This is a genomic window from Streptomyces sp. NPDC101152 (assembly GCF_044768275.1).
Lineage (GTDB): Bacteria > Actinomycetota > Actinomycetes > Streptomycetales > Streptomycetaceae > Streptomyces.
Map to the genome: position 1 here is coordinate 54,276 of NZ_JBIWPO010000010.1, position 12,587 is coordinate 66,862.

The window sequence follows — 12,587 nt, forward strand, 5'->3', positions numbered from 1 at the left end:
CGCAGGCCCCCCGAAATCCCCCGATACGCCCCTGTACGACAGCCCCACGATAGTGCGGGCGAGGAGGGAGGAGGACGGGAGCGGTGTCTACGGTTCCGTAACAGGCGGTCCCAGCTGGTCGAGCACCTTGGACAGCCGTTCCAGTGTCTGTACGGCCTCCGCGAGTTCGGCTTCCCCGAAGGCCTCCGCGAGCCGGTCGGCGAAGGCGGCGTGACCGGGGTTGATCCGGTGGATCGCCGCGCGCCCCTCCTCGGTGGGCGCGAGTAGTTTGGCACGGCGGTGGGCCGGGTTGGGCCGGTACTCGGCGAGGCCGCGCTCCACCAGCAGATCGGCGATGCGCTGCACGCTCTGCCGGGTTCTGTGCTTTCTGGGGGACACCCCCAGACCCCCGTCCATAGCCCGGGCGATCCCGGCGACCGTCAGCGGCTCGGCGAGCACCGCGCCGAGCACCTGCCACCAGGCAGCCGTGAGGCCGGAGGGCTTGGCCAACTCCTCTGCCACGCCCAGGAATTGGCCGTTGAGCCGGAAGACCCCGAGCGCGCTGCGGCTGAGCAGGTCCTGTCGTTCCCGGCTCATCCCGCGGCCGCCTTCCGCAGGACGGCGAAGGCCTCCGGGTCCGAGTCGTGGAACAGCCGGTACCAGGCGTCGAGGAGCTCACCGTCGTACACCCCGAGCAGCCGGAAGATCTCGCGCGCGAAGGCGACGGGTTCGGTGGGTCCGGCGGTGACCAGTGTCCCGCCGGTGACGGCGTCCGCGTCGACGTACCGCCCGCCGCCCTGGTAGCCGGTCGCGGCGAGGTAGAAGGAGACGGCGCTGGTGTGGTCGCGGTCGTCCAGCAGTCCCTCACGGGCGAGCCCGGCGGTGGCCCCGCAGATCGCGGCGACGGGCGTTCCCGCGTGGAGGAACTCCCGCGCCTTGCGGGCGAAGGGCGCGAGGTCCTCGCCTACGTCCCAGGCGTCGGCGCCCGGCAGGATCAGCAGGGAGCTGTCCTCGGGGCGTACGTCGGCCAGGGCGAGGTCGGGCTCGATGCGCAGGCCGCCGATGGACCGGACCGGTGCGGGCGTCGGCCCGACCGTACGGATCTCGTAGCCGGCGCGGGCGAGGTACGCGGTGGCGTGTCCGGTCTCCCAGTCGGCGAGCGTGTCGTAGACGGCGAGGTGCACTGGCTTGCGGCTCATGGCTGCTCCTCCGGGTGAGACCCTATGACAGCAGGCTGTCGCTTGGACAGGATGCTGTCAATGGTTGGCCCCAGACACTCTCACCGTCGACAACCTGTCGCGGAAACCCCCGCACCGCAGACAGGTCGCCGATACCGTCCCTTCGCACCCCGCCCCTACGCTCGCCGCCATGACCCCTCAGCCGAACCCCCAGGCCGGCGCCGCCGTGAAGGCGGCGGACCGGGCGCACGTCTTCCACTCCTGGTCAGCGCAGGAGCTCATCGACCCGCTCGCCGTCGCCGGTGCGGAGGGGTCGTACTTCTGGGACTACGACGGGAAGCGGTACCTCGACTTCAGCAGCGGGCTCGTCTACACGAACATCGGCTACCAGCACCCCAAGGTCGTCGCCGCGATCCAGGAGCAGGCCGCACGCCTGTCCACGTTCGCGCCGGCGTTCGCCATCGAGGCCCGTTCGGAGGCGGCGCGGCTGATCGCCGAGCGGACGCCCGGTGATCTGGACAAGATCTTCTTCACCAACGGCGGGGCCGACGCCGTCGAGCACGCGGTGCGGATGGCGCGGCTGCACACCGGGCGGGCGAAGGTGCTGTCGGCGTACCGGTCGTACCACGGCGGTACGCAGCAGGCCGTCAACATCACCGGGGATCCCCGGCGGTGGGCCTCCGACAGCGCCGCCGCCGGCGTCGTGCACTTCTGGGCGCCGTACCTCTACCGCTCCCGCTTCTACGCGGAGACCGAGGAGCAGGAGTGCGCGCGGGCGCTGGAGCACCTGGAGACGACCATCGCCTTCGAGGGGCCCGGGACGGTCGCGGCGATCATCCTGGAGTCCGTTCCGGGGACGGCCGGGATCATGGTGCCGCCGCCGGGATACCTCGCCGGGGTGCGGGAGATCTGCGACCGGTACGGGATCGTCCTCGTCCTGGACGAGGTCATGGCCGGGTTCGGGCGCACCGGCGAGTGGTTCGCGGCCGACCTGTTCGGTGTCACGCCCGACCTGATGACCTTCGCCAAGGGTGTGAACAGCGGCTATGTGCCGCTGGGCGGGGTCGCCATCTCGGGAGCCATCGCCGAGACCTTCGCCAGGCGGCCGTATCCCGGCGGGCTCACCTACTCCGGGCACCCGCTCGCCTGTGCCGCCGCTGTCGCGACGATCCGCGTGATGGCGGAGGAAGGGGTCGTCGACAACGCGCGGCGGCTCGGCGAGAGCGTCGTCGCGCCCGCGCTGCGGGAGCTGGCCGAGCGGCACCCGAGCGTGGGTGAGGTGCGCGGGACCGGCATGTTCTGGGCGCTGGAGCTGGTCAAGGACCGGGAGACCCGCGAGCCGCTGGTGCCGTACAACGCGACCGGTGAGGCGAACGCGCCGATGGCCGCCTTCGCCGCCGCCGCGAAGAAGCACGGCCTGTGGCCCTTCGTGAACATGAACCGCACCCATGTGGTGCCGCCGTGCAACGTGAGCGAGGCGGAGCTGAAGGAGGGCTTCGCGGCGCTGGACGCGGCGCTCTCGGTGGCCGACGAGTACACGCGGTAGCCGTCCCCTCGCCCTCAGCGGTCGCACCGGCCGCGTACAGCTACGCGAGTAAACACCGGGGCAACCCGAACGCGTAAGGTGGCGTGCTCGTAGATATGGACGAGTACGCCACCCGACGTTTTCGAGGAGACGCCCCGACCATGCCCGGCAGCAGTGGCAACGGCTCCGTGACCCGCAGCACCCTGCGGCAGCAGATCGCCGACGCGCTACGCGACGAGGTGCTCGCCGGGCGGCTGCAACCGGGCCAGGAGTTCACGGTCAAGGAGATCGCCGAACAGTACGGCGTCTCCGCGACGCCGGTGCGCGAGGCGCTGGTCGACCTGTCCGCGCAGGGGCTGCTCGACGCGGACCAGCACCGCGGCTTCCACGTCCACGAGTACTCGGCGGCCGACTACCGGGGCATCGTCGAGGCCCGCAGCCTGATCACCGACGGCATGTTCCACGCCCTCGAGGTCGACGGCGACCGCTTCCCGCCGCACGACGAGGCGCGTGCCGTGGCCGCCCTCGCCGGGGTGCGCCGGCGCGGCGAGGAGGCGCAGCGGGCCTCGCGGGCCGGTGACGTCACCGTGCTGATCGGCTACGACCTGCGCTACTGGCACGAACTGAGCTCGATGTTCGGCAACCCCTACCTCGCCGACTTCCTGCACCGGCTGCGCGTGCAGTCCTGGGTGTGCGCGGTGCAGCACCTGCGCCGGCTGACCGATCTGCGCGGCGCCCTGTGGTCCGGCCACACCGATCTGGTCGACGCCCTGTCGCACCGCGACACCAAGAAGGCCCGGTCGATCGTCGACGGGTACAACGCGCACGCCCTGGCCCTCATCGAGCGGCTGTCGGACCGGTGAGCGCCCTGGACACGGAGGCCGTGGATGTTCCCCTCGGCCCCTCGGTGGACCTCTCGGTCGTCATACCGGCCTACAACGAGGAGCTGCGGCTCGGACCCACGCTGGACGCGGTCACCCGCTATCTGCGGGAGAACGCGGGCCGCCTGGGCGAGTGGGAGATCGTCGTCGTGGACGACGGGTCGACCGACGGCACGCGCGAGCTGGTCACCGCCCGGCAGGACCCCCGGATCCAGCTCGTCAGCAGCCCGCGCAACCGTGGCAAGGGCAGCGCCCTGCGCCTGGGCGTGGCCGCCACCCGGGGCCGCCGGGTGCTGGTCACGGACGCCGATCTCGCGGCGCCGATAGAGGAGCTGGACAAGCTCGACAAGGCGATCAGCGAGGGCGACGCGGCGGCGATCGGCTCCCGTATGGCGCCCGGCGCCACCATCGAGGACCGCCAGCACCTTCTTCGCGAACTCCTCGGCCGCGCCGGCAACTTACTGATACGCGGCGTCGCCGTCCCCGGCATACGGGACACCCAGTGCGGCTTCAAGCTCTTCGACGGCGACCGGGCCCGCGAGGCCTTCGCCGCCTCCCGGCTCAACGGCTGGGGCATCGACGTCGAGGTCCTGCGCCACTTCCACCGCGCGGAGTGGCGGATCGCCGAGGTCCCCGTGCGCTGGTCCCACCAGCCCGGCTCCAAGGTCCGCACCCTCGACTACCTCCGGGTCCTCACCGAACTGGCCCGGCTGCGCGCCCGGTCACCGCGCCCGGCGGACCTCTTCGCCGTCACCGTCTTCCTGCTCATGTCGATGGCCCTGTACTCGGGCCGCCTCTTCGACGCGGACCACCGCTACCTCCCCGACTCCCTCCAGGACCAGAACCAGTGGGAGTGGTTCTTCGCGGTCACCGCCCACAACCTCGTCCACCTGCACAACCCGCTCTTCTCCGACCTGCAGGGCTTCCCCGACGGCGTGAACCTCATGGCGAACACGGTCATGCTGGGCCTGACCGTGCCCTTCGCGCCCCTGACGCTGCTGGCCGGCCCGGCGGTCTCCCTCAGCGTCTGCATGACGCTGGGCCTGGCCGCCACCGCCGCCGCCTGGTACTGGCTGATCGTGAAGCGGGTGGTCCGCAACCGCCCCGCGGCCTTCGTCGGCGCCGCGCTGGCCGCCTTCGCGCCGCCCATGGTCAGCCACGCCAACGCCCACCCCAACTTCGTGATCCTGTTCATGATCCCGCTGATCGTCGACCGCGCCCTGCGCCTGTGCGCGGGCACGCGGGTGGTGCGGGACGGGGTCGTGCTGGGCCTGATGGCGACCTACCAGGTCTTCCTCGGCGAGGAGCCGCTGCTGCTCGCGACGCTCGGGATGGTGCTGTTCGCGGCGGCCTACGCGGTCGCACACCGGGATGTGGCCCGGGCCGCCTGGCGCCCCCTCCTCAAGGGCCTGGCGATCGCGGCCGCCGTCTGCCTGCCCCTCGTCGCGTACGCGCTGACCTGGCAGTTCACCGGTCCGCAGAGCTACAAGAGCGTGCTGCACGGCGACAACGCGGGCAACAGCCCCCTGGCGCTGGTCTCCTTCGCGGAACGCTCCCTGGTCGCGGGCAACGAGCTGCGGGCGAACGCCCTGTCCCTGAACCCCACCGAGCAGAACGCGTTCTACGGCTGGCCGCTGTTCCTCGTCGCCTTCGCGATCGTCGTACGGCTCTGGGAGCAGGCCCTGGTCAGGGTGCTCGCGTTCACCGCGGTCGGCGCCGCGGTGCTCTCGCTCGGCCCGAAGATCCGCATCCCCATGACGGAGGACGTCTACCCCGGGCCCTGGACGCTGCTCGCCAAGGTGCCGCTGTTCGAGTCGGTGATCGAGGGCCGGGTGGCGATGGTGTGCGCGCCGGTGCTCGGCATGCTGCTGGCGCTGGCGCTGGAGCGGCTCGGAGCGACCACGCGGATCGGCACCCAGTACATCGGCCTGCTCGGCATCAGCCTCGCCCTGATCCCGCTGATCCCGGCCCCGCTCAAGGCGGTCGAACGCCCGCCGACGCCGGCCTTCTTCACCGACGGGGCGTGGAAGTCGTACGTCCGCGAGGGCGAGTCACTGGTGACCATTCCGCTGCCCGACTCCGGGTACGCCGAGCAGTTGCACTGGCAGGTCGAGGCGGGCCTCGGCTTCCGGCTCCCCGGCGGCTACTTCAACGGCCCCTACGGCCCGGACCGCATCGGCATCTACGGCGCCTCCCCGCGCTACACCTCCAACATGCTCCGTGACGTCCGCTACACCGGCCAGATCCCCACGATCGGCAAGAACTGGCGGGCGCAGGCCCGGCTCGACTTCGCCTTCTGGAAGGCGGGCGCGCTGGTGGTGGCCCCGCAGCCCAACGACGCCGCCCTGCGCCGGGCCGTGGCGGAACTGGTGGGCCGTGGCGGGAAGTGGGTGGACGGCGTGTGGGTATGGGACCTGCACGACCCGCACCACGGGAGCTGACCTGTCCGAACGGGGTACTCCCCGTGCCGCACCGACTACTCTGCCTTGACTGACCACCTCGCTAGGGAGCCCTCTTTGGCCTGTGACCTGTGGCTGGTACCGCTCGTCGACGTGTTGTGCCACACCCCCGACAACCCCTTCGCCGAGGAACTCGCGCAGTACAACAACGTGCTCGCCGCGGCCGGGCTGCCGCCGGTCCCGGTGTACCAGTACATGCCGGGCCTGTCCGGCGAGGTCGCCCCGGTCGCCGGCTTCGACTACGACGCGCTGCACTTCCTGCGCCGCGTCTACCTGCTGCAGGTCTGCGGCCTCCCGGTCACCCCGGTCGACGAACTGGGCGGCGACTACGAGCAGTTGCTGGAGATGTTCGAGGCGACGGCCCAGCAGTCCCACCTGGTCTGGCACTACGACCACGCGGGCGCGTACGTCCCCGTCGACTTCCCCCAGCCCCTCTCCAGCGACGACCTGCTGGCCGGCGGCGGGCCCCTGGGCTCCTCGCAGGCCCTGCTCAGGGAGCTGGAGTACGTCGCCCCGTCGATCGGCATCGACCCCGCCAACCCCCCGGCGGCGCCGGAACCGCCGCGCGCCCCCACGGAGTTGGAGGAGCCGGCCGTCCCGGCGCCGTACGACCCGAGCCCCTTCGCCCGGGAGCGGCACGTCTGGCTCGGCCTGCACGCGGCGACGACCCGGAGTCTGGCGCAGGGGTCGATGATCGTCTTCAGCTGACCCGGCCTTCAGCCGTCCCGGTCTTCAGCTGCCCCGGCCGGGGCTCAGCGCCCGAGCTGCGACAGGCCCTTCTGCACGTCCTCGAAGTTCATCAACGGCGTGTAGGACACCTTCGCGTCCAGGTTGAGGAAGAACGGCTCGCTGATCACCGGCATGAGGGAGACGTCCTCCATGTCGAAGATCAGGTAGGCGGTCCGCTGCCCGTCCTCGGCCGTGAAGTAGGCCGCTTCGGGCTTGATCTGCTCCATCGACACCTGGACCAGCTTCCCCAGGGTGCCGTTGCGGATGGCCTCGTTCGACTTCGCCGTGTCCATACCGACCTTCAGCAGTACGCGCATCGCCTTCACCTTCTTCTGTCGGACACACACACCTGCACGACACCACCGTATGCCCGGCATACACCGATTGCCCTGTTATGCCCTTTTCTACGCCGGGTGGTGGCCGGGGCTACCTCGCGAGCCGCCCGCGTATCCGGCGTACCTGGGGGTTGTCGGTTACGGCGTCCAGGAAGCGGCGGCCGGTGCCCGGCTCGTACGCCGGACCCTCCAGGCGCAGGAGCGTGCCGTCGCGGACCGTGGCGTGGGCGACGGGGGTGGCCGACTTCGGGAGGGTGACCGGGTGGCGGCCGGAGGGGAGCTTGAGGCGGGCGGGAAGGCGAAGGTGCGCCACCGTGCCCTCGGGGACGAGTTCGGCGTCCACCGTCACGGTGGAGACGGTGACCTTGAGACGGCCGGCCGGGGTGCCCGGGGCCACCGCGACGTAGGGCAACGGGAGGGAGCGGTCGCCGCGCTCGGCGTTCGTCGCGGCGGCGGTGGCCGTGTCGGGGCCCAGCTTGCGCTGACGCTGGTCGACGTCGAGGGCGAGCTGGCCGCTGCCGGTCCAGTACGGCAGGGCGAGCCGGCCGCCGGTCAGGGCGGGGCCGGCCGCCGGGGCGCCCGGGGTGCCGTCGCCCGTCAGGCGCACCATGCGGTCGATGCCCAGCAGCTGCACGAACGCCCACACGTCGTGCACCCCGCGCTCCAGCGGGCGCCCGCCCGCGAGCCGCTCCGGGTCGAGGCTCAGCCGCCCCGCGGCGACGACCCGCGAGCGTCCCTCGCCCGTGGGCTGGAGGCGCACCTCCAGATCACCGTCCGGATACCACCAGTCCTCCCGGTCCCGGTCCTTGACGACCAGCTCGGCGCAGGCGAGCCGGAAGGGATCGGGAACCTCCCACCCGTCCGCGGTCCCCGGCACCCCGTCCACCAGCTCGGGATCCAGCCACCACGTCCCGTCCCGCTCGAGGAGGACGAGCGGCTCCCCGTCCCCCCGCAGCAGATCCACGGTGACGTCCGCGACCAGCCGCCCGTCCTCCCACCGCAGCCCACCCATCTCGCTGCGGGCCTTCACCTCCCGGACCCTCTCCGCGAGCGCGACCGCCCCGTCGAAGTCGTCGCCCTCCAGGAGCGCGGCCCGCAGCCGCGACACCGCGGGCAGGCCCTCGCGTACGGCCGGCGGGAACTCCGCCAGGGCCAGTTCCCGTGCCGCCGCGAACCGCTGCCGCTGCTCGGCCGGGTCCTCGCGCAGGATCTCGGGCTCGCGGGTCCGGGAAAGGACCTCGACGTGGTACAGGCGGTGCAGGAGGCGGTTCTGCAGTGCGTCGACGTCGCTCGAGGCCTGGGTGCCGTCCTTGATCTGGCGGACGACGGTGCGGCAGTTGGCCCAGAAGCCGTGCCGGGGGTTGAAGCGGTGCTGGGTGTTGTTGCCGCCGTCGTCCCGCTTCATCCAGTAGTAGCAGGGGTAGTCGGCGAGGATCGAGATCCGCTCGGCCTTGAGGTAGGCGGCGCTGACGAAGGCCAGGTCCTCCAGGATCCAGGGCCCCTCGGGGAACCGCAGCCCGTGCTCCTCGACGAACGCGCGCCGGAACATCTTGTGCGGCGACATGCTCTGCATCAGCTCGTCGTTCTCGATGGTGCAGGCGTCCACCGTGTGCCGGAACAGCCGCCGGGGCCGCACCATCGTGCTGGACATCTTGCCGAGCACCACGTCGGCGTCGTTGCGCTTGGCGTGCTCGTACAGCCGCTCCAGCGCCTCGGTCCCGAGCATGTCGTCATGGTCGACGAACTGTATGTACTCGCCGCGCGCATGCCGCATCCCGAGATTGCGGGGCGCACCCGGCCAGCCGGAGTTGGCCTGCGTGTGCACCTGCACGTTCGGATGCCCGGCCGCGATCTTCTGCAGCCTGCTCAGCGTGTCGTCCGTCGACCCGTCGTCGACGTAGACGACCTCGTACTCGTCCGCCGCCAGACTCTGCCCGAGCAGCGACGGCGCGCACTCGTCGACGTACTTCCCGGTGTTGTACACGGGAACGATCACGCTGACCTTGATTCTCGGCATCCAGGGACTTTACCGCCCGAACGTGGTGGGGGGGGGGGGGGGGGGGGCGGGCGCCCCCCCCCCCCCCCCCCACGGCCATCAGAAGACCGGCGTCCCGTTCTGCGTGAGCCTCCAGTTGACCGACGCGAAGTCCTTCGGGTTCAGGGTGCCCTTGGCCGTCACGTAGTCGATCATCAGTTGGCGGATCTCGTTGGTGGAGCTGTAGGCGATGTCGGCGGTCGCGATGTGCGGGTAGCCGGAGCCGCCGTTGGCGCGGTAGTTGTTGACGGCGACGACGAAGACCTGGTTGTCGGCGACGGGCGCGCCGTTGTAGGTGAGGTTCTTGATGCGGGAGCCCTCGGGCTGCGCGATGTCGATGTCGTAGGAGACGCCCGCCGCCGTGTCGTACATGTAGTCCCAGAAGTTGTTGGCGTTGGTCAGCGTGGCGGTGTCGACCTTCGTGCCGGCGGGGACCTGGTGGTAGTACTTCGCCGCGTACTCCAGGTAGTCCTTGAGCTGGGCGCCGGTGAGCTTCTTGCCGTAGAGGGTGTTGTCGTAGATGTACAGGCCGGCGATGTCCTTGATCGTGACGCTGCCCGCCGGGATGTCGGCCGTGCGGGAGAAGGGCGCCGCCACCGAGATCAGCGGGAGCGCCGCGTCGGACGCCGACAGGCCCGCCTTCACCGTGGCCGTCTGGACCTGGTGGATGAAGTCCATGATCGGCACGTCCTTCCAGCAGGACTCCGCCGCCGAGAGGTCCTCGGTGCAGGTGCCGACCGGTGTGTTGACGTACTTCACGACCAGCTCGTGGTCGGCCTGCAGGAGCTTCTTGATCTCCGGGTCCTCGTCCACCCCGTTGGGGTTGAGGGTCTGCGCGGTCTTGCTGGTGACCTTCCAGCGGCCGTGCACCAGCTCGACCTCGAAGTCGAAGACGGTGAGGCGGTAGCCCCAGCAGTACGGCTCGGACAGCAGGACGTCCTCGCCGGTCTCCTCGTTCTTGACGGAGTACGAGGAGACCTCTTTGTGCGTGTGGCCGACCAGGATCGCGTCGATCCCGGGGACCTGCTCGGCGACCAGGTTGGAGGCGTTCTCGACGTACGGGAGGGCGTCGCCGTACGACGTCGATCCGTCGAGGCCGGAGTGGTCGGTGAGGAACACGACGTCACAGCCCAGCGCGCGCAGCCGCGGCACGTACTTCTTCGCCTGCTCCACCAGCCCGGGGAAGACCATCTTGCCGCTGACGTTGTCCTTGTCCCACAGCGCGATCCCGGGGTTGGTGAGCCCGAGGATGCCGACCTTGATGTCCGGCGCGCCCGGCACGCAGATCCGCTTCACGGTGTACGGCGGGAACGCCGGCCGCAGGGTCTTCGCGTGGAGCGCGTTCGCGCCCAGCAGCGGGAAGTGACACTGCCGCTCGAACTTGCGCAGCACCTCGATGCCGTAGTTGAACTCGTGGTTGCCGAGGGCGGCGGCGTCGTAGCGCATGTGGTTCATGGCGACGGCCATCGGGTGTCTCGGGCCGTGCTTGCCGTTCTTGCCCGTGATCGGGTCGACCCGCGCGAAGTAGTAGGCCAGCGAGGTGCCCTGGATGATGTCACCGGCGTCGACGAGCAGCACGTGCTCCTCGCCCTTCGCCGCCCGCTGCTGCTTGATGAGCGTGGCGACCCGGGCCACGCCCACGGAGTTGCCCGCCTTGTCGCTGTAGGCCGCGTCCTTGTAGTAGTCCCAGTCGAAGACGTGGCTGTGCAGGTCGGTGGTGCCCAGGATGGAGAACGACCAGGTCTTACGGTGGTGTTCGGGCGCACGCTCGGCGGCCTGCGCGGTGCCGGCCCCGATGGTTCCCGCGGCGGCGACGGCGGCCCCGGTGGCGGCCGACTTCTTCACGAACTCCCGGCGGTTCAGCGGACTGACGGGCATACAGGCTCCTGGGAATGGAGTGGACTGGGGAGGGCGCAGCGGCGGGCTACCCGCGTAGATGCTTGCGCCCCGCCGAGTCCGTACGGAACCAGGAGCAAGTCATGGGCCGGTCAAGGAAGTCCATGACCGGCCCAACAACTCGGGGAGAAAAGGGATTTACCCTGATGAGCTCTACAGGAACGAGTTGATCTCGATCGTCTCGTCCCGCCCGGGTCCGACCCCGATCGCGGAGATCGGCGCGCCCGACATCTCCTCCAGCGCCTTCACGTAGTCCTGCGCGTTCTTCGGCAGGTCGGAGAAGGACTTCGCCTTGGTGATGTCCTCGTTCCAGCCCGGCAGGTACTCGTAGATCGGCTTCGCGTGGTGGAAGTCGGTCTGGGAGTACGGGAGTTCCTCGACGCGCCGGCCGTCGATCTCGTAGGCGACGCAGACCGGGATCTCGTCCCAGCCGGTGAGGACGTCGAGCTTGGTGAGGAAGAAGTCGGTCAGGCCGTTGACGCGGGTCGCGTACCGGGCGATGACGGCGTCGAACCAGCCGCAGCGCCGGTCGCGGCCGGTCGTCACACCCCGCTCGCCGCCGATGCGGCGCAGCGCCTCGCCGTCCGCGTCGAACAGCTCCGTCGGGAAGGGGCCCGAGCCGACGCGGGTCGTGTACGCCTTGAGGATGCCGATGACCCGGCTGATCTTCGTCGGGCCCACGCCGGCTCCGGTGCAGGCACCGCCGGCGGTCGGGTTCGAGGACGTCACGAACGGATACGTGCCGTGGTCGATGTCGAGGAGCGTGCCCTGGCCGCCCTCGAACAGCACGACCTTGTCGTCCTCCAGCGCCTGGTTGAGCACCAGCACGGTGTCGGCGACGTACGGCCTGAGCTTGTCGGCGTACTGCAGCAGCTCCTCGACCACCTGGTCGACGGCGATCGCGCGCCGGTTGTAGAGCTTGGTGAGCATCTGGTTCTTGACGTCGAGGGCCGCTTCGACCTTCTGGGTGAGGATCGACTCGTCGTAGAGGTCCTGGACGCGGATGCCGACGCGGTTGATCTTGTCCGCGTAGGTGGGGCCGATGCCGCGCCCGGTGGTGCCGATCTTCCGCTTTCCGAGGAAGCGTTCCGTCACCTTGTCCACCGTCACGTTGTACGGCGTGATGATGTGGGCGTTGCCGCTGATCATGAGCTTGGACGTGTCGACGCCGCGGGCGTTCAGTCCGCTCAGCTCGGAGAGCAGGACCGACGGGTCGACGACGACACCGTTTCCGATCACCGGGGTGCACCCCGGCGAGAGGATTCCGGAAGGGAGCAGGTGAAGGGCGTACTTCTGGTCGCCCACGACCACCGTGTGGCCGGCGTTGTTGCCGCCCTGGTAGCGCACCACATAGTCGACGGAGCCGCCTAGCAGGTCCGTCGCCTTTCCCTTGCCTTCGTCACCCCACTGAGCACCGAGCAGCACAAGTGCGGGCACGCGCGTACACCCCTTCCGGGCGGGGCATGTCCAAGGTCAGGGGTGTACGCGTAGGGTTCCCGCCGCGTGCACCACGACCGGCCGCGAGCAACGTTGGCCGCGAACCGTCGGACCGGATGGCCCCGGAATAGAC

The 12,587-nt window shown here is 70.3% G+C and carries 10 protein-coding genes; 4 read left to right on the forward strand and 6 right to left on the reverse strand.

What is annotated here, in order from left to right; genetic code table 11:
- Positions 1–87: 87 nt before the first annotated feature.
- Together ACIRVK_RS15830 and ACIRVK_RS15835 are read right to left on the reverse strand one after the other, a co-directional pair.
- Entirely contained in the window at positions 88–576 is a 489-nt protein-coding gene (locus ACIRVK_RS15830; protein ID WP_404247209.1) for a MarR family winged helix-turn-helix transcriptional regulator, read from the reverse strand.
- On the reverse strand, positions 573–1,178 hold the full coding sequence (locus ACIRVK_RS15835) for a type 1 glutamine amidotransferase family protein (RefSeq protein WP_404247210.1): 606 nt from the start codon (positions 1,176–1,178) through the stop codon (positions 573–575). Before ACIRVK_RS15835 ends, ACIRVK_RS15830 begins: the two co-directional genes overlap by 4 nt.
- Before the next feature lie 169 nt (positions 1,179–1,347).
- Between ACIRVK_RS15835 and ACIRVK_RS15840 the strand changes: the two genes are divergently transcribed.
- From ACIRVK_RS15840 to ACIRVK_RS15855, 4 genes are all read left to right on the forward strand, one after another.
- The gene (locus tag ACIRVK_RS15840; RefSeq protein ID WP_404247211.1) at positions 1,348–2,703 is read left to right on the forward strand and encodes an aspartate aminotransferase family protein; all 1,356 of its coding nucleotides are present in this window, start codon (positions 1,348–1,350) and stop codon (positions 2,701–2,703) included.
- A 140-nt stretch (positions 2,704–2,843) separates the two neighbouring features.
- The gene (locus tag ACIRVK_RS15845; protein WP_404247212.1) at positions 2,844–3,545 is read left to right on the forward strand and encodes a GntR family transcriptional regulator; all 702 of its coding nucleotides are present in this window, start codon (positions 2,844–2,846) and stop codon (positions 3,543–3,545) included.
- Positions 3,542–6,004: a dolichyl-phosphate beta-glucosyltransferase gene (locus ACIRVK_RS15850; protein ID WP_404247213.1), complete on the forward strand. Its 2,463-nt coding sequence runs from the start codon at positions 3,542–3,544 to the stop codon at positions 6,002–6,004. Before ACIRVK_RS15845 ends, ACIRVK_RS15850 begins: the two co-directional genes overlap by 4 nt.
- Positions 6,005–6,079: 75 nt before the next feature.
- Positions 6,080–6,730 (forward strand): hypothetical protein, encoded by a 651-nt coding sequence (locus ACIRVK_RS15855; protein WP_404247214.1) that lies wholly within the window; start codon positions 6,080–6,082, stop codon positions 6,728–6,730.
- Positions 6,731–6,774: 44 nt separating this feature from the next.
- Here the strand turns inward: ACIRVK_RS15855 and ACIRVK_RS15860 are convergent, their stop codons facing one another.
- The 4 genes from ACIRVK_RS15860 to ACIRVK_RS15875 all read right to left on the reverse strand — a co-directional run bounded on the left by ACIRVK_RS15860 (position 6,775) and on the right by ACIRVK_RS15875 (position 12,454).
- Positions 6,775–7,068 carry a hypothetical protein gene (locus ACIRVK_RS15860; RefSeq protein WP_404247215.1) on the reverse strand — a complete coding sequence of 98 codons (294 nt, stop codon included), beginning with the start codon at positions 7,066–7,068 and terminating at the stop codon, positions 6,775–6,777.
- 109 nt (positions 7,069–7,177) lie between these two features.
- Positions 7,178–9,103 (reverse strand): glycosyltransferase, encoded by a 1,926-nt coding sequence (locus ACIRVK_RS15865; protein ID WP_404247216.1) that lies wholly within the window; start codon positions 9,101–9,103, stop codon positions 7,178–7,180.
- Positions 9,104–9,181: 78 nt separating this feature from the next.
- The gene (locus ACIRVK_RS15870; protein WP_404247217.1) at positions 9,182–10,999 is read right to left on the reverse strand and encodes a bifunctional metallophosphatase/5'-nucleotidase; all 1,818 of its coding nucleotides are present in this window, start codon (positions 10,997–10,999) and stop codon (positions 9,182–9,184) included.
- A 171-nt stretch (positions 11,000–11,170) separates the two neighbouring features.
- Positions 11,171–12,454 carry an adenylosuccinate synthase gene (locus tag ACIRVK_RS15875; RefSeq protein ID WP_404247218.1) on the reverse strand — a complete coding sequence of 428 codons (1,284 nt, stop codon included), beginning with the start codon at positions 12,452–12,454 and terminating at the stop codon, positions 11,171–11,173.
- Positions 12,455–12,587 lie beyond the last annotated feature (133 nt).

What these genes read in the sequence shown, in the direction of transcription:
- ACIRVK_RS15870 (WP_404247217.1), bottom strand. Translation starts at nt 10,999, where the DNA reads ATGCCCGTCAGTCCGCTGAACCGCCGGGAGTTCGTGAAGAAGTCGGCC.
- ACIRVK_RS15845 (WP_404247212.1), top strand. Translation starts at nt 2,844, where the DNA reads ATGCCCGGCAGCAGTGGCAACGGCTCCGTGACCCGCAGCACCCTGCGG.
- ACIRVK_RS15865 (WP_404247216.1), bottom strand. Translation starts at nt 9,103, where the DNA reads ATGCCGAGAATCAAGGTCAGCGTGATCGTTCCCGTGTACAACACCGGG.
- ACIRVK_RS15860 (WP_404247215.1), bottom strand. Translation starts at nt 7,068, where the DNA reads ATGCGCGTACTGCTGAAGGTCGGTATGGACACGGCGAAGTCGAACGAG.
- ACIRVK_RS15840 (WP_404247211.1), top strand. Translation starts at nt 1,348, where the DNA reads ATGACCCCTCAGCCGAACCCCCAGGCCGGCGCCGCCGTGAAGGCGGCG.
- ACIRVK_RS15830 (WP_404247209.1), bottom strand. Translation starts at nt 576, where the DNA reads ATGAGCCGGGAACGACAGGACCTGCTCAGCCGCAGCGCGCTCGGGGTC.
- ACIRVK_RS15835 (WP_404247210.1), bottom strand. Translation starts at nt 1,178, where the DNA reads ATGAGCCGCAAGCCAGTGCACCTCGCCGTCTACGACACGCTCGCCGAC.